21 protein-coding genes are annotated in these 21,480 nt (G+C 41.3%); 14 read left to right on the top strand and 7 right to left on the bottom strand.

The annotated features are described in order from the left end of the window. Positions 1-101 precede the first annotated feature (101 nt). On the top strand, positions 102-1,271 hold the full coding sequence (locus OU792_RS14030) for a DUF4221 family protein (protein WP_274670503.1): 1,170 nt from the start codon (positions 102-104) through the stop codon (positions 1,269-1,271). A 1-nt stretch (position 1,272) separates the two neighbouring features. Then, positions 1,273-2,373, top strand: a complete 1,101-nt coding sequence (locus tag OU792_RS14025) for a DUF4221 family protein (protein ID WP_274670502.1) — start codon at positions 1,273-1,275, stop codon at positions 2,371-2,373. Between the two features lie 505 nt (positions 2,374-2,878). Here the strand turns inward: OU792_RS14025 and OU792_RS14020 are convergent. After that, positions 2,879-3,481 carry a trimeric intracellular cation channel family protein gene (locus OU792_RS14020; RefSeq protein ID WP_026946105.1) on the bottom strand — a complete coding sequence of 201 codons (603 nt, stop codon included), beginning with the start codon at positions 3,479-3,481 and terminating at the stop codon, positions 2,879-2,881. Between the two features lie 242 nt (positions 3,482-3,723). Between OU792_RS14020 and OU792_RS14015 the strand changes: the two genes are divergently transcribed. From OU792_RS14015 to OU792_RS14005, 3 genes are read left to right on the top strand one after another with little or no spacing between them, the layout of a single operon-like run. Continuing rightward, complete coding sequence (locus OU792_RS14015; RefSeq protein WP_274670501.1) at positions 3,724-5,067, top strand: hypothetical protein; 1,344 nt, start codon at positions 3,724-3,726, stop codon at positions 5,065-5,067. A 12-nt stretch (positions 5,068-5,079) separates the two neighbouring features. Continuing rightward, complete coding sequence (locus OU792_RS14010) at positions 5,080-6,666, top strand: BCCT family transporter (protein ID WP_274670500.1); 1,587 nt, start codon at positions 5,080-5,082, stop codon at positions 6,664-6,666. 31 nt (positions 6,667-6,697) lie between these two features. Continuing rightward, positions 6,698-7,558, top strand: coding sequence for a universal stress protein (locus OU792_RS14005; protein WP_274670499.1), 861 nt, complete (start codon positions 6,698-6,700; stop codon positions 7,556-7,558). Positions 7,559-7,560: 2 nt separating this feature from the next. Here OU792_RS14005 and OU792_RS14000 read toward each other — a convergent pair whose 3' ends face one another. Together OU792_RS14000 and OU792_RS13995 are read right to left on the bottom strand one after the other, a co-directional pair. Then, positions 7,561-8,175, bottom strand: a complete 615-nt coding sequence (locus tag OU792_RS14000; RefSeq protein WP_274670498.1) for a class I SAM-dependent methyltransferase — start codon at positions 8,173-8,175, stop codon at positions 7,561-7,563. Further along, positions 8,165-9,067, bottom strand: a complete 903-nt coding sequence (locus OU792_RS13995) for a patatin-like phospholipase family protein (RefSeq protein WP_274670497.1) — start codon at positions 9,065-9,067, stop codon at positions 8,165-8,167. The genes OU792_RS14000 and OU792_RS13995 overlap by 11 nt, the downstream gene beginning before the upstream one ends. A 39-nt stretch (positions 9,068-9,106) precedes the next feature. Between OU792_RS13995 and OU792_RS13990 the strand changes: the two genes are divergently transcribed. From OU792_RS13990 to OU792_RS13975, 4 genes are all read left to right on the top strand, one after another. Then, positions 9,107-9,529, top strand: a complete 423-nt coding sequence (locus tag OU792_RS13990) for a VOC family protein (RefSeq protein WP_026946102.1) — start codon at positions 9,107-9,109, stop codon at positions 9,527-9,529. Positions 9,530-9,535: 6 nt separating this feature from the next. Next, the gene (locus tag OU792_RS13985; protein WP_134200035.1) at positions 9,536-10,594 is read left to right on the top strand and encodes an aminotransferase class I/II-fold pyridoxal phosphate-dependent enzyme; all 1,059 of its coding nucleotides are present in this window, start codon (positions 9,536-9,538) and stop codon (positions 10,592-10,594) included. A gap of 2 nt (positions 10,595-10,596) precedes the next feature. Then, positions 10,597-11,829 (top strand): serine hydrolase, encoded by a 1,233-nt coding sequence (locus OU792_RS13980; protein ID WP_274670496.1) that lies wholly within the window; start codon positions 10,597-10,599, stop codon positions 11,827-11,829. A gap of 145 nt (positions 11,830-11,974) precedes the next feature. After that, positions 11,975-12,361 (top strand): hypothetical protein, encoded by a 387-nt coding sequence (locus tag OU792_RS13975; protein ID WP_274670495.1) that lies wholly within the window; start codon positions 11,975-11,977, stop codon positions 12,359-12,361. 20 nt (positions 12,362-12,381) lie between these two features. Here OU792_RS13975 and OU792_RS13970 read toward each other — a convergent pair whose 3' ends face one another. Continuing rightward, positions 12,382-13,815 (bottom strand): DASH family cryptochrome, encoded by a 1,434-nt coding sequence (locus tag OU792_RS13970; protein ID WP_274670494.1) that lies wholly within the window; start codon positions 13,813-13,815, stop codon positions 12,382-12,384. 96 nt (positions 13,816-13,911) lie between these two features. Here OU792_RS13970 and OU792_RS13965 point away from each other — a divergent pair, with 96 nt between their 5' ends. The 5 genes from OU792_RS13965 to OU792_RS13945 all read left to right on the top strand — a co-directional run bounded on the left by OU792_RS13965 (position 13,912) and on the right by OU792_RS13945 (position 19,651). Further along, complete coding sequence (locus OU792_RS13965) at positions 13,912-14,853, top strand: polysaccharide deacetylase family protein (RefSeq protein WP_274670493.1); 942 nt, start codon at positions 13,912-13,914, stop codon at positions 14,851-14,853. Positions 14,854-15,087: 234 nt separating this feature from the next. Further along, positions 15,088-16,257, top strand: a complete 1,170-nt coding sequence (locus OU792_RS13960; protein ID WP_134200025.1) for an ATP-binding protein — start codon at positions 15,088-15,090, stop codon at positions 16,255-16,257. Positions 16,258-16,314: 57 nt separating this feature from the next. Beyond that, positions 16,315-18,741: an alpha-L-rhamnosidase-related protein gene (locus tag OU792_RS13955; protein WP_274670492.1), complete on the top strand. Its 2,427-nt coding sequence runs from the start codon at positions 16,315-16,317 to the stop codon at positions 18,739-18,741. Between the two features lie 66 nt (positions 18,742-18,807). Continuing rightward, positions 18,808-19,218 (top strand): alkyl hydroperoxide reductase, encoded by a 411-nt coding sequence (locus tag OU792_RS13950; RefSeq protein WP_208325265.1) that lies wholly within the window; start codon positions 18,808-18,810, stop codon positions 19,216-19,218. Between the two features lie 16 nt (positions 19,219-19,234). Then, a complete protein-coding gene (locus OU792_RS13945; RefSeq protein WP_274670491.1) occupies positions 19,235-19,651 on the top strand; it encodes a hypothetical protein in 417 nt (138 codons plus the stop codon). On the opposite strand, the gene OU792_RS13940 is transcribed toward OU792_RS13945, so the two are convergent. The 3 genes from OU792_RS13940 to OU792_RS13930 form a co-directional block, all read right to left on the bottom strand. Next, a complete protein-coding gene (locus OU792_RS13940; protein ID WP_274670490.1) occupies positions 19,648-20,190 on the bottom strand; it encodes a dihydrofolate reductase family protein in 543 nt (180 codons plus the stop codon). The genes OU792_RS13945 and OU792_RS13940 overlap by 4 nt on opposite strands. A 152-nt stretch (positions 20,191-20,342) precedes the next feature. Then, entirely contained in the window at positions 20,343-20,621 is a 279-nt protein-coding gene (locus OU792_RS13935) for an addiction module antidote protein (protein ID WP_026946093.1), read from the bottom strand. Position 20,622: 1 nt separating this feature from the next. Next, complete coding sequence (locus OU792_RS13930) at positions 20,623-20,925, bottom strand: type II toxin-antitoxin system RelE/ParE family toxin (protein WP_274670489.1); 303 nt, start codon at positions 20,923-20,925, stop codon at positions 20,623-20,625. Positions 20,926-21,480: the final 555 nt, after the last annotated feature.

Below are 21,480 nucleotides of genomic sequence, written 5' to 3'. Positions count from 1 at the left end.
GAGTACAGGTTGGATGAACTTGGAGTGAAAATGTGTCCTCAATAGTAGGTAGCCAATGGTCAAAATTGGATTTCTTGAATAGGTTTAGAAGCGTTTCAGTGATGAAGAAACTAGGAGTATTTTTTGGGTTGATTCTAATATTTCTCAGCTGTAAAGAGAAAAACATTGATTCCAATGCATTTAGAATTCCAACCGATTCACTTGAAGTCAGAATTAGTATCGATACGATTGGGATCGATGCAGGAGATGACTTTATCTATTTAAACCATTACCTACGGTTAGCGGATTTTTCCCAAGATAGACGGTATCTGTATAATTTCAACCCCTTGAACTATGAATTGGAGCTCATAGATTTGGAGGAAAATAGACTTGCCGAAAAGTATAAGATCGAAAAAGAAGGGCCGAACGCTGTTCCAAACCAATATTTTTACCGAATTCAGTTAGCTACTGAGTCAAATGAACTGTTTTTTCAGACCACTAGTAACATCTACAAAACCAATCTTGAGGGAAAAGTCAAGTCTAGTTATCGCTTCATGAATGATAGTTTGAGTGACTTCCGATACGATCCTGACATCCAACTCAATCTGCAGGGTTTTGTATCGGAGAGCGGGCGATATTACTACTCATTCTACACCGATACCTTTCCCGACCGAAAGCGGAAGGGATTGGTACGCTTAGACTTTGAAAAAATGCAATCGGAGTTCAGAGAAATGGATTTTTTCCACTGGGCAAATGATTTTGACATCTATTATCGGGAGCTGGACCGTCGATACAATCGGGGCGAATTTCCAGAAATGAGTGGAATAGTTTTCAAAGGAGACAGCATTATTTTTTCTATCTCATCGGTGAATAAACTCTGGGTTTACCACTTTGAATCCGACTATTTCAAAGAGTATTCCTATGAAAGCCAACTAACGAAAAATCAAAAAGAGGGGAATTTTCCGAAGAGAGTAGAATCCATGGAGGATTTTCAGGAAGCGGCCAAAAAGAAAAACGAGGAAGTTTATTTTCATCCCATCCAATACGACCCTAAAAACCAACGATTTCTTCGAATAACCACTCAGTTTGAGGGATACGACGGTACTGGGGACGCTGTGTTTAACTCCTATTTGACTGTTTTTGACCGTGACCTCCAGCCTATCCATGAGCAATTGATTCCCGAGCCGGGTTTTTACCCTTCCATTTCCAAATCATTCATAAGAGGTGGGGTATACTACTCTTTTTTGAATGAAGAGGATGAGCTTGCATTTATTCGCTTAAAGGTTGAATAGTATGAGGAAAATTCTATCGATTTTGGGTTTGGTAATTTTCATTTCATGTCAGCATGAAGAATCGGAAGAAAAAAGTCTGATTCAATATAAAATCAGCATAGATACCCTTTCTATTGACAGTCAAGAGCATCTGATAAATGTTGGCCAGGGTATTCCAAAAGCCCAGCTATCAGAGAATGAACGATATCTGTTTTTCTATGACTATACAAATCATTCGATAGAGACGATTGACTTAGAGGAAAGATCTTGGGTTCGAACATTGTATTTGGAAAGGGAAGGCCCGAAAGGCGTGATGGACAGAAGTCGCTTTGACTTTATCCCCCTGACCGATAGTACTTTTCGCTTTTTTACCCAGCGGAACTTTATTGAGTTAGATATGCGGAATGAATTGCTATTCGAGTCGCCACGATTCGATAGCATGGTACGGGTAGCACCGGAGAAAAACTTTGAAGCATGGGCCAAACTTAGCCAAGACCAACGGTATTTGTATGGCTTGACTTCCAGCTTCAAGCAAGATCAAATGCTGGGCTGGGTAGATCTTAAGGATTCGGTTTATCGGGAAGTCCGGTTGGATAGCATGGATTATCGAAAGGATTTTGAGATCAAAAACAGCCGGTTAATTATTTCGAGTCCAATAAATGCCGCCTTTATTCAGGAAAAATTCATGGTCTTTCATCCCGATGGAATTGACGTCTTTATCATTGACCCAAAAACATCCACTGCCCAATTCAAGGATAATTCCCCTCATCTTTTCCCAAGACGGAAATCAGGAAATTTTTCAAAAACTGCCGAGTTAGGAGAGTTTGATGCAGTATTTGAGAAGAAGGATTTAGAGATTTCTTACCGCGATTTGGTTTTTGATCAAGTGAATCAGCTTTTTTATCGGTTTGCAGGAATGAAAGCCCCCGAAACAGGGAGACAACTTAAGTATTTTATGATTTTTGACAAGGAGATGAATTTGATCCATGAAATGGACGTAAGTGAAATGCGGATAGGTTTTGGTGAATACTTTGTCAGAAAAGGAAAATTATATGTCAGAAATCGGGAAACGGAAGAATTGGAGTTTTTTGTGATTTCAGTGGAGGAAGAAGGTGATGCCTAAGGCTTTATTTAAAAATAGGAACCACAAAGCACATGAAGAATTCGAATTTTTTGACAAAAGCCATGTCTGATTGGTAAATCAGCTGGAAAACTATGTTGAAAAAAGCCATATGGGCTATGTTTCTATGTGGTTTTAGAAAGAGGAGAACCATATAGTCACCTAGAAAAGACTATTTTTTGTTTTTCTATCCCGTTGATCATCGCAGAAAAATCCGCTGATTTTCGCGGATTCAGGTTCTAGGGTCATTCTTTTGGTCAAAAAATCAGCGAGCATCTGCGACGCTAATCTGCGTAAATCTGCGGGAGATTTTTTGAATTTCTTCTGCCAGCTAGTTATCCACTATGTTTCTATGTGGTTTTAAAAAAAAGAAAAGAACCACATAGACACATAGAAAAGACTTTCTTTCTTTAGAATGAAGTCAAAAAGCTATATCCAAAAATAGTTTGAGACTGCCTGTCTTCCGGTAGGCTGGATGCGCTCCGCAAGCTTCGCTCGAAGAGACGATTCAATCCAACCTCGGCAAGCTTAATTTATACTTCATCGCTATTAGTCGAATGGAGATCACAGCGGACATAGAAATCAACAAATTCCACTCCCTCGCCAGGCCAAAGTAATTCAACACCAAATACAAAATCGCTCCCGCCAGACAAGCAGAGGCATAGATTTCCTTTCGAAAAAGAATTGGGATTTCATTTGTCAGCGTATCCCGAATCACTCCTCCCATCACCGCAGAAAACATCCCCATGATTGCCGCAATCTCCGGCCTGACCCCCAGACTGAGGGCTTTTTCCACGCCCAAAACCGTGAAAAAGCCGATTCCCAATGTATCGAAAAGGAAAAAGGTTTTTCTAAGCCGGCTTAGAAAATTGGGGAAAATGAATGCCGCTAAAATCCCAACCAAAATGGCATACAAAAAATAAATATCACCAATCCACACAAGTGGGTGAGCATCCAATAAAATATCTCGGAGAGTACCTCCTCCTATGGCTGTAATAAAACCCGTAAAGCCCGCGCCAAACAAATCATGCTCGCGTTCCCGAACGGCTAAAGCGCCGGAAATGGCAAAGACAAATGTTCCGATAAGTTCAAGTGCGTATTGTAAGGTCATGATTTATCTTGAAATAATATTCTCTTCGGAATGAAATGCTTCCTTCGGCTTTTTGACAATATAGCTTTCGTAAAGTTAGGACAAATCGATGAGCAAGCTCTTCTTTGGGTTAGGGAAAGCAAACCTTATCCCTAGTATTTAGGGAATAAAGTACCCTAAATTTTCATTTCCGAAGGGTAAATCGTAACTTAAAAATTCAGGGTAAAACATCACCTTCTCTTTGGAAATGTAAAACATCACAAATGAGACGTCTGTCTTTATACCTTTTTTTTAATACTATTTTATTCGCTATTCCGATTTTGACCTATGGATCCCACATGGATTCACTCAATCGAGGCTCCCCTCTACAGCAGATATTCGAAAAGGACTATGGCACTTCCAAGGCCACCTTGGAGTTTGTCAATTTTGCTGCTCAAGAAACCAATAAGGATACAACGTGGCTGAAAATAGGTGGAGCCATCCGCCTCAATACTATCTACACACACTTTGAAGGACAAACTTTCCCGCTTGGCACCGAGCTTCGCAATGACTGGACTTGGGATACTTGGCGGATCAATGTGGACTCTTACAGTGACGGCTTGCAGTTATCATTCGAGTACCGTTTTTATCCCACTTTCAACACCCATTTTATCAAGTACGGCTGGATCGGTTACCGATTCAACCCCAGCACCAATTTGCAATTCGGAATTACCCAAGTTCCCTTTGGTCTTTTGACTTATGCTTCCCACAGTTGGTGGTTTACGACTCCTTACTACGTAGGCTTGGAAGATGATCATCAGATTGGATTCAATTTCACAAAGGAACTGGAAAACTGGCGACTCAACCTTGCTTATTTTCTGCTTTCAGAACCTAGGGGTACAAATGAACTGAGCTTTGGCGTGCCGGCATCTGCCCGGTATTCTTATGATGTCGTCCCCGTCCCGGGAAATACTAACATCGAACGCCGGCAATTGAATCTGAGGGCTGCGCGCCTCTTGGCGAATGGAGAGCTCGGACTTTCTTTTCAAACCCATGAAGTCTACAATCAAGAGACCACTCACACAGGAAGGCAATTCGCCGGGGCTATCCACTACGAAAACAACTGGGGAAAATGGAATCTGAAGTCCCAAATCATTTACTACAACTTCCAGGACGTACGCGATGATCGTGACGAGGTACTCAGTTTCGTGCAAATGGGGGCTTATGGATTTGGCACCTACGATGTGGCAGCAGAGGCAGCCATGTATACCATTGGAGTATCCCGAGATATTCCTGTGAGCTGGGGACCGATTCGGAATATTCAGCTTTACACGGATTATACCTACATGCAAAAATTCAATGAAATCGAGCTGAATGGTACCACTCAAGGCTTTGCTCCTACCCATATGCTGGTGCCCGGGGCTTTGGTCAGTGCCGGTAAAATCTTCTGCTATTTTGATATCGCACAGGGCATGAATCAGCCTTGGATAAGTGACATTTTTGGTGGAAATGCACTTGGAACGGGAAGAGGAGTGGACTACGAGGAACCCATTAGTCCCACGAATCCCATTTCAAACAAACCTGCCTGGAATACTAGATTGAATATCAATCTGGGGTATTATTTCTAAAAATTTTAGACTATGAAAAATAAATACGTAGATATCCATCCGCCAGTCTTTTGGCCGGCCACGATCTTAATTGTGCTTTTTATCGGTGTCACCCTTTGGGTAGGTGAACCCATGGAAGAGATTTTTGGAAATATGAAAACCTTCATCACGGATCAGACCGGTTGGATATTTATTTTGGTCGTCAATATTTTCATCATATTCTGTATTTACGCCGGTTTCAGTAAGTATGGAAAGATCAAACTAGGCGGAAAGGATGCTGAGACGGAGTTTTCCACATCTGCATGGTTTGCCATGCTTTTCAGTGCCGGAATGGGTATCGGCTTGCTTTTTTGGGGAGTGGCGGAGCCAGTAAGCCACTACGCCAATTCACCAATTTCGGAAGATTACAGTCCCGAGGCCGCTCAAAATGCCATGAACTTGACTTTTTTGCATTGGGGATTTCATGCTTGGGCCATTTATGCCGTTGTCGCCCTTGCTCTGGCATTTTTTGCATACAACCGAAAGCTTCCCCTTACGATACGCTCAGTTTTCTATCCCCTTTTGGGTGAGCGGGTGAATGGCTGGATTGGTGATGTTATCGACGTATTTGCTGTTTTGGCTACTTTGTTTGGTTTGGCAACCTCGCTGGGTTTGGGAGTGCAGCAAGTCAGCGGAGGACTATTTTACCTCTTCGAAATTCCCAATACAGTTTTGACTCAAGTCTTGCTGATTGCGGGGATTACGCTGATTGCTACCATTTCTGTGGTATCAGGGATTGACAAAGGGGTCAAATTTCTCAGTGAATGGAATGTGCGAATTGCAGCCGCCTTGTTGATTTTTGTCCTAATTTTTGGACCCACTTTATTTATCATGAGAGGATTTATCCAAAATGTGGGTAACTACATGAGCAATTTCATTGAAGTATCTACCTGGACGGAAGCCATTCGTGATAAGGGTTGGCAGGGTGACTGGACGGTATTCTATTGGGCATGGTGGATTTCATGGTCGCCATTTGTGGGGATGTTTATTGCCCGAGTGTCCAAAGGGAGAACCATCCGCGAATTTATCTTGGGAGTACTGCTGATTCCTGCATTGTTGACATTTCTTTGGATGACGGCGATGGGCGGTTCGGCGATTTACCTGGATATGCAAGCCGGTAACCATGATCTTGCTGATAATATAGTCGCAGATGCATCCACAGCTCTTTTTGTGTTCATTCAAGAGTTTCCGCTCAGCATGCTTGGGTCGATTATCGGTCTTTTCCTAGTCACTTCCTTTTTCGTGACCTCTTCTGATTCAGGCTCCTTGGTTATCGATAATATTACCTCAGGAGGAAAACTCGACTCTCCTGTTCCTCAGCGTGTATTTTGGGCCGCCGCAGAAGGTGCAGTAGCAGCTGTACTCCTCATTGGAGGTGGATTGGGTGCTTTGCAGACGGCCTCCATCACCACCGGTTTACCTTTCCTGTTTATTTTGGTTTTGATGATGTATTCTTTGAATAAGGGCTTGAAATCTGAGTACCTGAAAATGACTCAATTGGAAAAAGAGCCGGATACTAAGCGTTATGAGAAGAAATTGGAGCGAACACTTTCCAAAAAGAAAGCTCCTCAAAAAGACTAAGACATTTCTACCACCGAAAAAGACGTTAAAAATGAAAGAATTTCGAAAAATAGCCCTCTTTGCGGATCTCACTGAGATGGATGAATTGCTTTTGAAATTTATCAAAGGCTATGATAAACTCTTTGATTTCGAAGAGCTTTACTTGGTTCATCAGATAGAAGTAGAAGCCCTTTCGCCTGAACTGAAAGAGATGCTGGATAAGAAAAATCAGACCCTGGAAGGTTTGATCGAGGAGGATATTGAATCCAAAATCGATGAGGTTTTTGGTCCCGGAAAGTCTACTATCAAAACCTACATCCACCCAAGACCGGACTTTAGTGAATTGGTTCAGTGGCTGAATAAGCAAAAGTTTGATCTGGTTTTCTTGGGTAAAAAGAAAGGGCTTGAGGGTAGCGGTATTTTCAGCAGTAAGCTGGTTCGCCTGCTTCGCACCAATCTGATTTTGGTCCCTGAAACGGCTAGGGCTACGATCACAGATGTGGTAGTTCCCATTGATTTTTCAGATTATTCTCCGAAAGTCCTTCAATCAGCTGAGTTTATTGCTCAAAAAACGGATGCTAAGCTCACGCCTCTTCATGTGTTGAAAATTGGGATTCATTATTTCCCATTTGTAGCTGGGGAAAGTCAGATTCAAAAGAGTTTGGAAAAGGAAGCCCAATCCAAATTTGAGAAATTGAAGAAAAAAGCGAAGACTGACCGCGAGCTGCTTACTATTCGATCATTTGGAAAGCCGATCGGGAATGCGATTTACAACAAGGCAAGGGAGCTAAATTCCGACCTGATTATCATTTCGAAGAAGGGGAAATCTGACGATGAGGATTTGCTAATCGGAAGTGTAGCAGAGAACCTTATTGCCAATGATAAGGATATCAGCGTAATGATTTTGCAATAGTTTTATAGCTTTTGAAGTAAAAAAACACCCATTTCTCTCTGTCCTAAAACCAAAACGGTTTTGGGAGCCTCCAGAAATTGAAAGCCCATTTTCTGTAACTTATCCACATGGCCTTTGGTCAGCACAAAACGTTCTGATTCGTCCGGCAAGCGGTATTTTCCGCCTTCCAGTTTTTCTGACTTCTCTAAGATATCGCTAAAGGCGGTACACATCCGAAACCAAAAAATTCCTCCCGGCTTCAAGACCCGATGAATTTCTTCGATCATCTGCCAAAAGTTATCCACATTTTCTGCAAAATGCAGCACTGCTGAGCAAATAAGGGCATCGAAGGCCTGATTGTGGAATGGAATTTCTTCCAATCTTCCTAGCTGAAACCGATGCGTATCAAAGTTTGGGTCAAGACTCTTTGCCTGATAGCGACAGTACTGAATAGCCAATTCATTGGGGTCTATTCCAAAGATCGGATAGCCCTGATTGATGAAGTAAACCGTGTTCCTTCCTTCTCCACAACCCGTGTCAAGGATTTTCATCTCCTTGGTAAATCGACCCTTCAGGATCTGATCCAAGAGGTAGTTATCCACATTGCCCATTAGCCGATTTAACTCGTTAATCTCCATTTTCTAATTTATCCAAGGCCTTTTGGGCTTTAATCCGACCAATTTCTATCATTTCCGCTGCTCGATAAAACTCCAATGTTCCTGCTTGCTTTCGGGCAACCTTTACCTGTACATCTACCGCATGCTTTTCCAAAAGCATTTCACAAAAACGGTCTTGCAACAGGTCGAATGAGCGCTTCACCAAGTTCAATGTGGAATAATTGATATCTTTTTCTGTGGGTTTTTCCTCCGGAAAGTACTGGGTCATTTTATTTTTATAATCAATCATCCAAGCAGGAAGGCTATTGATAAATCGGTTTCCTTTCGAATCTTTCTTTGGAGGGGCGATGTATTCCTGATCCAGCCCATTGACATCTACTACGACCAAAAGGGTATCATTTTGGGGTGTCAGAAGAGAAATGGGAATCGGATTCAATACACCACCATCTATCAGGGGCTGATTTCCCTGTTTGGCTGGAATAAAGACGGAAGGAATACTGCCGGATGCTCGAATGGCTGCAAATAGGCTTCCCTTATCAAAAATGACCTCTTTTCCGCTTTCTACATCAACTGCATTGCAGGAAAAGGGCAAGGCTAAATCCTCTATCTGACAGTCTGGAACTACCTTTTTTAAAGCCGAAAAGACTTTTTCTCCTTTGATAAAACCCTTACTTGAAAAGGTAAAATCCATCAGGGAAAATACATCGATCCGGTCCAAATTGCAGATCCAATTCTTAAACTCTTCCATTTTGCCACTGGCGTACATTCCGCCTACCAGAGCACCTGCTGAGCAGCCCGCGATTTCGGCTATTTCGTAACCCCGCTCCTCCAATTCCTCAATCACTCCGACATGCGCCAATCCTCGAGCTCCACCGCTACTCAAAACCAATGAAACTTTCTGCTTTTTTGCCATATCTTTAGGATGAAAAATCAATAAACGAAAGTAATAAATATGAGCGAATTCAAACCCTTTCACCTTGCTTTCCCTATTCGTGATATCGAAGAGACCCGTGCTTTCTATGGAGAATTGCTTGGATGTGATATCGGTAGAAGTACTGATAAATGGATCGATTTCAACTTTTTTGGGCATCAATTGTCTGCACACATCAAGCCTGAAGAATTAGCCAAAGCAAATACCAATGCAGTGGATGGAAAAAATGTGCCGGTTCGACATTTTGGGGTGATCCTCCCTTGGGACGAGTGGCATAATCTGGCTGATAAATTGAAAGCGCATGGGATAGAGTTTGTCATCGAGCCATACATCCGTTTCAAAGGTGAAGTAGGAGAGCAAGCGACGATGTTTTTCTTGGATCCCTGCGGAAACGCGCTGGAATTCAAGTCATTCCAAGATGAGTCTCAGATTTTTGCGAAGTAATATCTTTTGAAGAAACACAAGCTAAATACCGGCATCGGTCGAATGATCGAGATCGAAGGAAAGGACTACCTATACTTCAGCGGGACCTCCTATTTAGGGATTCCGCAGGATATAGATTTTTTGGATATTCTGGCTAATAATGTGTTCGAGTATGGTTCTAATTTCGGACAAAGCAGAAAGAATAACATACAGTTAGAAGTCTTTGATGAGTTTGAAACCTTTTTTGCTGAAGAGGCTGGCGCTGATGCAGGAGCACTTTTCAGTTCGGGTTATCTCGCTGGGATCGCTGCCTGGAAGAGTGTCATTAGTCAGGTAGATGAGGTCTGGATCGCCCCAGATGCCCATCCGGCAGTCATTCCAGACGGACATCTAGCAAGTGATCAATTAAATTTTAAACAATGGAAAATTGATTGTCTGGAAAAAGCCGAGTCTCTTTCTTCTCGAAGTATATTGATAATCGGTAATGCCGTGGATGCCTTAAATGTGCAAATCCATGATTATTCTTGGGTGGAAGAAATTGGTAAAAAGCAAAAAGTTTGGCTTCTGGTTGACGACTCACATGCTTTTGGGGTTTTGGGAAATGGAATATTTGGCACTTACTCCAAGATGCAATATGATTCCGTTTCGGTAATTGTGAGCGGTTCTTTGGGAAAGGGTTTGGGCCTGCCAGCAGGAATCGTTCTCTGTCCGGATTATCATATAGACCATATTAAAAATTTGCCTCTTTTCGCTGGGGCTTCTCCTGGATCTCCTGCCCATATCCGGACTTTTTTGGAAATGCAGCATACTTATGAGGCGGCACATGAACACCTGAAGGAATTGTGTCAATACTTCTATGAGTTGATTGCCTTTATGCCTCAGATCGTAGGAAATCCTGACTACCCGGTTTTTCGATATACGGAAGACTCTTGGGTGGAGCAATTGGAGAAATCAGGAATCATCACCTCCAGTTTTCCTTATCCACATGCGGATAGTCCCAAAGTTAACCGGATTGTTCTTTCAGCTTTCCACGAAAAAGAAGATATTGAATACTTAGCCGATATTTTAGAAAACCTAGCCCTTTAACAATGCAAAAGCTAACGATTCTATTTCTGATTGTTTTATTTTCATTCGCTTGTTCTCAAAAAGAGCCGATACTTTTTGAAGATGGTTTGGAGGATTTTCCGACTCTTCAGCGAGTCCTGGATAGTGTGGATAAGTATCAAGTTCAGATCCTTTTTACGCAAATTGATCGAAATGAGCACATGAATCCTATGATGGAAACCTTCTCCTTCAATTTGGATGATGAGCGTTATTTCTATCCGGCTTCCACTGTCAAGTTACCCGTCGCGATTCTTGCCTTGGAGTGGCTGGAAGAGCAGAATGTGGAAAACCTGACCTTGAATACACCCATGTTGACGGATTCCGTGAGGCCCTCGCAAATTCCTGCTTATGTGGATAACTCATCCTTAGACTCTCTTCCCAGCATTGGCCATTATATCAAAAAAATTCTTTTGGTTTCTGATAATGATGCCTATAATCGACTCTATGAGCTTTTAGGACAGGATTACATCAATCAAAAATTGGCAGAGAAAGGCTTGAATCATACAGTGATTAACCATCGACTGAGTTATCCTGCAAATGAGATCGAAAACCGATATTTCAATCCAATCCGCTTTGTGGATAAGTCTGGAAATATTCTTTTGGAATTGCCCGAGAGAACTACCGGAAAGGTTTATTCCAATCCTGAGCGACCGATGATTGGGAGAGCTTACTATGCCGGAGATTCGCTGATTGAGACAGGCATGGAGTTTACCTTCAAAAATAAATTTGCCCTATCTGACTTGCATGGAGTCGTCCAGCGAATTGTCTTTCCTCGCTCCTTCATGGAAGCTGAGCGTTTTAATTTGAATGAGGAGCATCGGGAGTTTATCCTAAAATACATGAGTATGCTACCGGGCGAGTCTGATTTTCCGAAGTACGAAGGACCTGACTATTACGACAGCTATTCGAAGTTTTTCAAGTTTGGAACAGATAAAAATCCAATCCCGGAGCGCTTTCGGATTTTCAACAAGACAGGTTGGGCCTATGGACACCTGATTGATGGAAGCTATTTTGTCGATTATGAGAATGGGGTAGAGTTTTTTGTATCGGCGGTGATTTATACCAATCAAAATGAAACCTTGAATGATAATACCTATGAGACGGAGGGAATTGGGCTCCCATTCTTTGCCGAATTGGGTCAGTATCTTTATCAAAGGGAGTTGAATCGTAAGAAAATATTGAAGCCGGATTTTGAGGGATTGAAATTTGAATACTAAGCGGTGAAACTGTTTGTCAAATATTTTAAGAAGAATTGGGCTTGGGGATTATTGTTTGCAATTCCTCTGGTCTTTTGGCAAAAAGGCTATGTCTATCCCGAGTTGCGTTTCGAGTTTGATTTTCTTCGGGAAAAATCTACTTACTTTGAAATGCTATATTATTGGGCCTTTTGGACTGCCACTCAATTCTTCGTATGGCGCCCCGGGTATTTATGGAAGCAGGAAAATCAGCAATCCAAAAATTCAAATGACTGTCAATCCTAACTCTTCTAATGGCCAATTTACTGAGTTTAGACTCTTTTTGCGGGTTTTTTCCTGGTTTATTATTTTGAGCAGTATAGCTGGAATGCTAGTGAAAGGCTATCTCGGAATCAATCGGGGATTTGATTGGTCGTATTTGAAAGACTTTCGGACTTATATAAGTCTCATTTTCAATATGGCAGTTTGGTCTATAGTGATGTATTTTGCGTTTTGGAAATATAGTCCGGAGTTCCGAAAAAAAATGTGCGAAAAATATGGAGCAAAAAAGTAATTATCCACATTTCTCCATTTTCAAAAAACACCCTCCAAATCAACCATAGCCTGTGGATAAGTATTGCCTATTTGAATTCCTGATTGTTTAAGTTGCGCTGTGGATAACTCCCAGGGTTGATGAATATCAAAGCCTTTAATCAAGGCAAGCTCAGGGACCCAAAGACGCACATATTCTCCATTTCGATCATAATTTTTTCCCTGACGAAGAATATTAAAGTATCGGTTTTCTCTAGGGTCATTTCCTACACCACCTACATACATCCAATTGCCCCAATTGGAACAGACATCATAATCGACAAGTTGACTCTCGAAGTAACTAGCCCCCCAAGTCCAATCAATTCCCAGATCATTGACAAGAAAACTTGCCACATTTTGACGGCCACGATTTGACATGAAGCCGGAGAAGTTAAGTTCTCGCATATTGGCATCTACAAAGGGGACTCCTGTCTGCCCCTCACACCAGCGCTGAAAATCAGCACTATCTCTGCGCCAGGAGTCCCTTGTATTTTTAATCCCTTCTATCTTGAAGACTTTATTGCCGTGTTTCTTGGTGATAAAGCGAAAATAATCTCTCCAAATCAGCTCAAAAATCAACCAAAAAGTGCTTTGGTTTTTCTTTCGCTCCTTTTCATATCGCTTCACCTCTTCATAAATCGTACGTGGAGATATGCAACCTAAAGCTAGCCAAGCGGAAAACTTTGAACTGTAATCTGCACCGATAAGCCCATTTCGGGTTTCTTTATAAACTTTCAAGTGATTACCTTCCCAAAAATAGGATTGGATTCGCCCGAGGCCAGCGCTTTCTCCACCATCAAACTCCATCACCGAACGGCGCTCAGGCTCAGGGTCCTCCAATCCGTAACTTTTCAAATCAGGCAATTCACCACTTTGAGGAATCACTGATTTATTGGGAAAGTTTATTTTATTGGGTTGTGGATAAGTGGGCCTTACGGAAGCCATTTTCTCCACTGATTTTCTGAATTGGGTAAAAACTTCAGGAACTTGCGCCACAGGGAAGGGTAAATCCTCAATGTGATAAAGGGTTGATTGCCAAAATCTTTCAGTGGCTATCCCCTTGGACCAAGCAGCTTTCTCCAAAGACTTATCCACATGTTGTTCTTCTGCAGTCACCTCTTCCGAGAAAAATATAGCATCTGCTTTTACTCGATCAGCCAAGGTGATTATCTCGACCTCTGGATTTCCTCTTAGGATTACTAAGTCTCCGCCAATCTTGCGTAGATTTCTTCTCAAGTCTGCGACAGATTCCAACAGGAATTTTCCTCTGAAACTTCCGGTTTTTGGATAGCCAATTTCCGTCATCTCAAAATGTCGAGGATCAAAGCAATAAACAGGAATCACATCGGCTCCGCTAGAGCAAGCCTTGTGTAATGCTTCCTGATCTTTTACACGAAGATCATTTCGAAACCAAACGATAATCCTATTGAAGTTCATATTGTGCAAACAGGCTGTCTAGGCGAAGTGTTTGGGAGAAAAATAAAAATTGAGTTGTAGCGATTTTGTTTAATTTCAGCTTTGATTCGATTGATTATGAAAAAATTCACGTTGCTCCTCGTTTTACTGGGTCTTGTCCCTTTTTCGGGCTTTTGCCAAAGTCTCCAAGAAAAATTGGGTTATCCCAAAGATTCCAAACTTTTGATCATTCATGGTGATGATGTAGGAGTTTCTCATTCTCAGAATAAAGCTACGTTTGAGGCGATCAAAAACGGCTTGGTCACTTCTACCAGTATGATGTTACCAGCAGCATGGTCTGCGGAGGTCGCCCAAATGGCTAAGGAAATCTCAAATCCGGACATCGGTATTCATATAACTTTAACCAATGAATGGTATCAGTACAACTGGGGTCCTGAAGCGGGGAAAACTGCTGCTCCAGGCTTGGCAAATCCATTGGGACACATGTATCCTACTTGCGTGGAAGTCAGTGAGCATGCTAGCCCGGAGGAAGTGGAAATGGAGGTTCGTGCCCAGATTGAATCCGCCAAATCCTTGGGAATTGATATCACACATCTGGATTCCCACATGGGCTGTATGTTTTTTGGCAGGCCGGAATATTTGAAAATCTATGTCAAGCTCGCCTTGGAATATGAAATTCCAGCCATGCTCAATCAGCAGATTTTACAAAGTTTGATTCTTCCCAATAAGCCCCTTTTTGAAGGCTTAAATGTGGATAAGTTGCCGGTGATAGATCAAATAATTATGGCGGATGAGGCAGCTTATGAAAGTGGAATGGAAGAATTTTACACAGAAGCTTTAAAAAATCTGCCTGCCGGAGTCCATGTTTTGTTGATTCACCTCGCTTTTGATGATGAGGAAATGAACGCTGTGACGGCAGGGCATGACAGTTTCCACGCTCCTTGGCGACAGGCCGATTATGATTTTTTCACTAGTGAAAAAGCAAAGAATTTAATCGAAAAGGAAGGGATCAAATTGATTACTTGGCGGGAAATAGGAAAGGTGATGAAAATTAAATAAGAGTCTTAATTTACTTAGTAATGCTTCGGCTTATTTTCTCATTTTTATGGTTGGAAGCTGGAAGTAGGAAGATGCCATATTCTGAACATTTTGCTTTGTTAAGGTTGTATCCTTTTTTTCTTCTTTAAATGCGGATAATTTTAAAGAATAAAAAATGCACTGTGATGGTGCAAAAAATATTGAATAATGCACTGTGAGAGTGCAAATTATGTATCTTTGATACAAAATTTCCAAATGGAGCAGTTGTTTCAATATTCTCAGCAATTAATCAAACAAGTGGATACAGCATTTACTCGCTATGTCTATGATCGAATTAATTGGAAAAATCGTCTGGTTGGCTTGGTTGGTTTTCGAGGAGTAGGAAAAACGACCCTTATCCTTCAACACATTAAGAAAAATCTGAAGCTTCAAGAAACCCTATATGTGACTGCGGAAGATTTTTATTTTGCAAAGAATCGGCTGATAGACCTTGCCAATGATTTTGTGAATGGTGGTGGTAAATATCTTTTTATAGATGAGGTTCATAAATATCCCGATTGGTCCAAAGAGATTAAGTTAATATACGATTACCATCCGGAGCTTAAAGTAGTATTTACGGGATCTTCTATTCTTGATATCAAAAAGGGGAGTTCAGATTTGAGTAGGAGGGTTGCCATGTATTCAATGCAAGGGCTTTCTTTTCGTGAATACTTGGCACTTAAACACCAAGTTTACGTTCCAATTTACTCTTTAGATCAGATTTTAAATCATCAAGTTGAAATTCCTCAAATTTCACAGGCCTTGCCGCTATTCAAAGAATATTTGAAATATGGTTATTATCCTTTTGCGAGGGATGAGGATTTTGAATTAAAACTTCAACAGGTCGTCAACCAAACATTGGAGGTTGATATTCCAACTTATTCTCAAATGAACGTCTCAACAGGAAGGAAATTGAAACAACTCTTGGCAATCGTAGCAGAGAGTGTACCATTTAAACCCAACATGAGTAAAATTGCAGAGATGCTAAATATTAGTCGGAATAATATAGCGGACTACTTGCTTTACATGGAAGATGCAGGCATGATTTCACAATTAAGAAGTCAAACGGGTGGAATTCGGGCTTTGGGAAAAATCGAAAAAGTGTATTTGGACAATACCAACCTAGTATTTGCCTTGGCAAAGGATAATCAGAATTTAGGGAATCTTCGAGAAACCTTTTTTCTCAATCAAATAAGGCTAAATCACCAAGTCACTTCATCAACCGCGAGTGATTTTAAAATTGGGGGTTTAGAATTTGAATTGGGAGGAAAAAATAAAGGGGAAAAGCAGCTTAAAAATGTCGAAAAGGGATATTTAGTAAAAGATGATATTGAAATAGGTTTTCTAAATACGATTCCCCTTTGGCATTTCGGCTTGATGTATTGACGAAAATCGTGCCGAGTTGAGACATAATAACTTAGCCGAATATTCTAAAAGAAAAAAATGAATATGATAATAAAGTATCCAACATTCGTGAAAGGGTTTCTTGCCTTTTTATTTTTTGTAATGACTATCTCATGTCAAACGTCAATTGATACTCCGTCTAGTATTTTTCAAGATCTGGAAAATCAAGAAGGAATCGAAGGTAAAGCTGAATACCTCAACTCTCCTTTTTCAGCTGCAGGAGATCGTTTGTACTTAGTCGGGCATCAAAATGGAACCTTTCCGGATTTGGGTTGGCATGTGGAAGGTGAAATGGGCGGTATCTGGTTGCATCCAATTAAGTTGCTTGATGGCTTTATAGTACAGCTTGGAGATGATTCTCAAAGCATTTGCCTGACAGAAGGAAAGACTTTCACCAATTATTCATTTGCCAATACGATTGATTATGGAAGCGTATTAGCAGATTTGGAAGTAAAACGTATGCATTTTGTTCCGGATGCGAGGGAGGGAATGATTGTTTTGTATCGTTTTAAAAATACTGGTTCTGTGGATAAATCTTTTGATTTTTCCTGGACTTCAAGGGTAGACCTTCGACCCGTTTGGCTTGGAGAGCGAAGTGGGATGATTGATCAAGCGGACGAGGTAGCTTTCAATGAGTTGACCGGAACATTCACTGCAAAGGATCAAGGTAATAACTGGTATGCAGTATGGGGAACGGATGCGGGAATTCCTCTTACACCTATCAATCCAATCTGCAATTTTGAGTCGAGAGGTATGGGTACTTCGGCTGCCTTCGGGGTCCAACTGAATATTCCATCAGGGTCTGAATTGATTTTTCCGATCTACATCGCAGGTTCAACCGAAAGTGAATTAAAGGCTTTGGAAACCCTTGCTGATTTGAGAGAAAATCTGGAGGCTGACTGGTTTTCCAAAAAGCGGCGCTATGAGGAAATTTCAAAGAAATCAGCCATTGACATTCCAGATAAGCAGCTGCAAAAAGCCTTTGAGTGGACTAAGTACAATACCGATTGGTTGGTGCGGGATGTACCTGGAATGGGTCGTGGATTCGGAGCAGGTTTGCCGGATTATCCCTGGTTCTTTGGGGTGGATAGTGAATATACCATTCAGGGACTGTTGGCTACAGGAAGAAAAGAATTGGTGTACAGTACGGTGGAACTGATTCATGAGCTTTCTGAAAAAACCAACGGAAATGGCCGAATAATACACGAGGCTTCTACCAATGGAGTGGTTTTTAATCCCGGTAATATCAATGAGACGCCCCAATGGGCTTCCATGATTTGGGAGGTCTATCGCTGGACCGGAGATCGGGAGTTTTTGGAGAAGTATTTTCCCTCTGTGGAAAAAGGGCTCATTTGGCTCCTTGAAGAAAATGATCAGGATGGGAATTTACTCGCTGATGGCTATGGGATGATGGAAATCCACGGATTAGAATCGGAGATGATTGATGTGGCTGCCTACAGCTATAAAGCTTTTGCGGATGCGGCGAAAATGGCCGAAATACTTGGGAAAACCGAACTTTCTGAAAGTTATCAACAGACTGCTGACGCCTTGGCTGAAAAAATCAATAGGGATTTTTGGGTACCGGAAATTGGAAGCTATGCGGATTTTATCGGTACAGTGGAAGAAGCCTTGCATCTGATTGAAGGAGCGATTACCCGGGCTGATACTTTATATAAACCCTGGGCTGTAGAGGAGTTGGAGGCTACAAAAAGGAGTTTATCCACATTGCCGAAAGATCAGAAACAGGGTTTTGTTCTCTATCATAATTGGGTCGTGAATACGCCGATGGAGGTGGGTGTAGCTGATCCTGAGAAGGCTCAAATTGCGCTGGAAACAGCACGAAAATATACCAACCCATTTGGCACTTTTGTGACGGGCATTGATCGGGATGAAAGTTCGAAGTCTGAGGATGGATCCTTTACCGGAAGTAAGGTCTTTTCCTACACAGGAGCTGTGATGACTTTGCCGACGGGCGTTTCTGCGATTGGGGAAAATAAGTATGGAAACCCGGACGTGGCCTTGGATTACCTTCAGCGAATGACGCGAAGCTTCAGCTTTGCCTTGCCCGGGTCCATTTATGAAGTCTCTCCTGATTACGGCATGTTTAGCCAAGCTTGGAATTTGTACAGTTATGCGATTCCCATCGTCACACAGTTTTTCGGAATTCAGCCGGATGCAGGAAATCGGGTGATTTATATCCGGCCTCAAATGCCTTCGGATTGGGAAAGTGCCAGCATTGAAAAGGTGGAAATAGGAGACAATGAAATTTCCCTAAGCTATGAAAAGATTGATGGGGAGCTGATGATTGAAGTGACCCAAACACAGAAAAAATGGGGCCTCTCGATCGAAATACCGGAAAGCTATGAACAGGTCAAAATCTTTGGTAAAGAGGTGAGTTCGGATACTCAGAATGGCTATCGCAGAATCTTGATGACAGGAGCCAAGGTTCGGGTGGAGGCTAGGTGAAAAGTGCTGTTGAAAAAAGATTGAACTCATTCTCAAACTTTTTGACTTCCGGATTGTCCTTAAGGAATGGAAAAAAATTATCCCAATTGGATGGCGACTTGCCTGAAATTGGCTGCTGTTTACAATATTCTCTGGGGAGCTTGGGTGGTCATTTGGCCCAATACATTTTTTGAATGGACCGGAATGGAGCCCCTGCAGCATCCTACTATTTGGCAAGGAACGGGTATGATCGTGGGCGTTTATGGTCTCGGATATTGGTGGGCAAGTTACAACCCGCTTAAGCATTGGCCTATCGTGGCGGTTGGCTTCTTGGGAAAGATCTTTGGCCCTCTTGGATTCCTGTTCAATTTCTTGATCTTGAAAGAAATCCCTTTTGAATTCAGCTATACCCTATACACCAATGACCTTATTTGGTGGGTTCCATTTTTCTTGATTCTAAAGCAAGTACATACTCAAACGCAATGGCAACTCCGATAAACCAAAATAAATTCTAATGGAATGGATTCGTCTTTCGGTAGATTCTGGGCTTTTTATTATGGTTTGGTTGGTGCAAATCATCATTTATCCATCATTTCTATATATCGACCCGGAAAAGCTCAACTACTGGCACCGGCTTTACACAGGAAAAATCCTTTACTTCGTTGCGCCCCTGATGTTTATTCAGACCGGAGTGATCGCTTTGCAAATCCTCTCTGATCCACTCATATTTTTGCTTGATGGTTTTTTCTTGGCCATGATTTGGATCAATACCTTTTTCGTGGCCATTCCCATTCACAATAGCATTGATCAAGGCGAAAATGTGGATAAAAGTATCTCTAAACTCCTTCAAGTCAATCGCTGGCGAAGCTGGATGTGGACAGCTCTGTTTTTGCTTTCGGTGGGGAGAATTCTTTTAGATTTCTTAATTTAGCTTCTATCTCGTACAAAAACGCTTTGCACAATTTTACCTAACAAGATTTTTGAAGAGCTAGCATTAAAAAGAAGGGGTTTTGGTAAATCCGAGAACAAAGGAATACCGGAACCTAGAAGTAGGGGAACGGTGGTAATGGTCAGTTCATCAATCAAATCTTCTTTCAAAAAACTCTGAATCGTTTTTCCCCCGTCGATATACAATCGAACATATCCCTGCCTGTTTATTTCTTCCAATATTTTTGAAAGCGAACCGCTGACAATCTTCACTTTGTCCTTGAGCTTGTCTGGTACTTCTTTCAAAGAATTGCTCAAGACAAAAACCGGCTTCTCATAAGGCCAAGGAATATTAAAGCCCAAGACGGTTTCAAAAGTATTTCTACCCATCACCAGAGCATCCATTCCTTCCATAAATTCTCCATAACCCATATCATTTTGGTCCGGGTTGGGGATTGAGTCCAGCCAATCGATTCCACCTTTTTGATCGGCTATAAAGCCGTCGAGGCTGCATCCGATAAAGACCTTGTTCTTTTTTTCCATGATGCTTGAGGGAAAAATTTGTAACGTTGAAAAAAGACACTGCTATGTAAATGTCTTTATACGACATTAAAGATGTGTTTTATTCACTAGTTTTCTTGACGTGACGGAGATAAGCATTGGCTTTATTTGTTGTTGTGGTGTCGTTTTTAATTTTAAGTTGGCTTTATATTTATCTGTCCACCAATTGCTCTCAGAACTTTCATTATGGTCTCAAATTGAGGTTTTGCACCATCTGACAATGCCTTGTAAAGACTTGGCCTGCTCATACCTGTTTCTTCTGCAATTTTTGACATACCCATCGCCTTTGCAATATGTCCAATAGCATTAATGACGTCAGAGCTGTTTCCATCTTCTAGGACAGTATTCAAGTATTCAGCTATCATTTCTTTACTTTCCAAATAATCAGCTATATCAAATTTTGTTGTATTCATTTTAATTGTCTTTTATTTTATTCCAAATCTCATTTGCCTTTTTAATGTCAGTTTGTTGAGTCGATTTTTCGCCACCGATCAACAAAATGATGACGGTTTCATCTTTCTCCTTAAAATAAACCCGATATCCTTTCGCATAATTTATTCTCAACTCACTAATTCCATTTCCCACTGGTTTGCAGTCACCAAGATGACCATCTGATTCAATTTTCTGGATTCTAAAAAGGATTTTAGCCTTTGCTCTCAAATCCTTTAGCTTTCGCAACCATTTGTCAAACTCAGAGGTTTTCTCGATGAACTTCACAGCAAAGTGTATCCAATTGGATACAAATCTAGTTTATTTGTTTGAAATGTAAAAGCGGTTTTTCATCAAGTGGATTTTTGCACCACAACGTTTTGCAGCTACCCGAAGGTGGCGATTTCGAAGCACTTCACCGTCAATCAAGCACAAACTTTGATAGAAGCACAAAGCTTGATTTAACCACAGAACCGCCACTTTTGGGTAGGTGCTGTTAGCGGTAGTTATTTTTTGGTATGTTTTGCAATACGTCATTTGATTATTGTTTTACTTTTCAAAATATAATATATAAGTCCTGCGATTATAAAAGCAAGTCCTGCATAGATGTCAAAATTGTCATTCTCCTTTGGTATAGTTTCATCTATACTTAAATAATATGTTGAGCCTTTGGAAGCGGAAAGAATAAAAATGTTCCTTCCTCTTTCATACAATTGGCTTTCATATTCTTTTGGAATAGTCAGCTTTAAATTGTCACCTTTTTTTATTTCGTTTTCAAATTTTGTCTGATATGACTATTCGTGATGTTGCACGTATGGGTAGACAGCCGCAATAATGAGTCTG

Origin of the sequence: Algoriphagus sp. NF (genome assembly GCF_028823735.1) — a bacterium.
GTDB classification, from domain to species: domain Bacteria; phylum Bacteroidota; class Bacteroidia; order Cytophagales; family Cyclobacteriaceae; genus Algoriphagus; species Algoriphagus marincola.
The sequence above is the reverse complement of the archived record's forward strand: the minus strand, read 5'-3'. Positions and strand labels throughout refer to the sequence as shown.

Coding starts and splice junctions, on each gene's coding strand:
- OU792_RS14030 (WP_274670503.1), top strand. CDS start 102: ATGAAGAAACTAGGAGTATTTTTTGGGTTGATTCTAATATTTCTCAGC.
- OU792_RS14025 (WP_274670502.1), top strand. CDS start 1,273: ATGAGGAAAATTCTATCGATTTTGGGTTTGGTAATTTTCATTTCATGT.
- OU792_RS14020 (WP_026946105.1), bottom strand. CDS start 3,481: ATGACCTTACAATACGCACTTGAACTTATCGGAACATTTGTCTTTGCC.
- OU792_RS14015 (WP_274670501.1), top strand. CDS start 3,724: ATGAGACGTCTGTCTTTATACCTTTTTTTTAATACTATTTTATTCGCT.
- OU792_RS14010 (WP_274670500.1), top strand. CDS start 5,080: ATGAAAAATAAATACGTAGATATCCATCCGCCAGTCTTTTGGCCGGCC.
- OU792_RS14005 (WP_274670499.1), top strand. CDS start 6,698: ATGAAAGAATTTCGAAAAATAGCCCTCTTTGCGGATCTCACTGAGATG.
- OU792_RS14000 (WP_274670498.1), bottom strand. CDS start 8,175: ATGGAGATTAACGAGTTAAATCGGCTAATGGGCAATGTGGATAACTAC.
- OU792_RS13995 (WP_274670497.1), bottom strand. CDS start 9,067: ATGGCAAAAAAGCAGAAAGTTTCATTGGTTTTGAGTAGCGGTGGAGCT.
- OU792_RS13990 (WP_026946102.1), top strand. CDS start 9,107: ATGAGCGAATTCAAACCCTTTCACCTTGCTTTCCCTATTCGTGATATC.
- OU792_RS13980 (WP_274670496.1), top strand. CDS start 10,597: ATGCAAAAGCTAACGATTCTATTTCTGATTGTTTTATTTTCATTCGCT.
- OU792_RS13970 (WP_274670494.1), bottom strand. CDS start 13,815: ATGAACTTCAATAGGATTATCGTTTGGTTTCGAAATGATCTTCGTGTA.
- OU792_RS13965 (WP_274670493.1), top strand. CDS start 13,912: ATGAAAAAATTCACGTTGCTCCTCGTTTTACTGGGTCTTGTCCCTTTT.
- OU792_RS13960 (WP_134200025.1), top strand. CDS start 15,088: ATGGAGCAGTTGTTTCAATATTCTCAGCAATTAATCAAACAAGTGGAT.
- OU792_RS13955 (WP_274670492.1), top strand. CDS start 16,315: ATGAATATGATAATAAAGTATCCAACATTCGTGAAAGGGTTTCTTGCC.
- OU792_RS13950 (WP_208325265.1), top strand. CDS start 18,808: ATGGAAAAAAATTATCCCAATTGGATGGCGACTTGCCTGAAATTGGCT.
- OU792_RS13945 (WP_274670491.1), top strand. CDS start 19,235: ATGGAATGGATTCGTCTTTCGGTAGATTCTGGGCTTTTTATTATGGTT.
- OU792_RS13940 (WP_274670490.1), bottom strand. CDS start 20,190: ATGGAAAAAAAGAACAAGGTCTTTATCGGATGCAGCCTCGACGGCTTT.
- OU792_RS13935 (WP_026946093.1), bottom strand. CDS start 20,621: ATGAATACAACAAAATTTGATATAGCTGATTATTTGGAAAGTAAAGAA.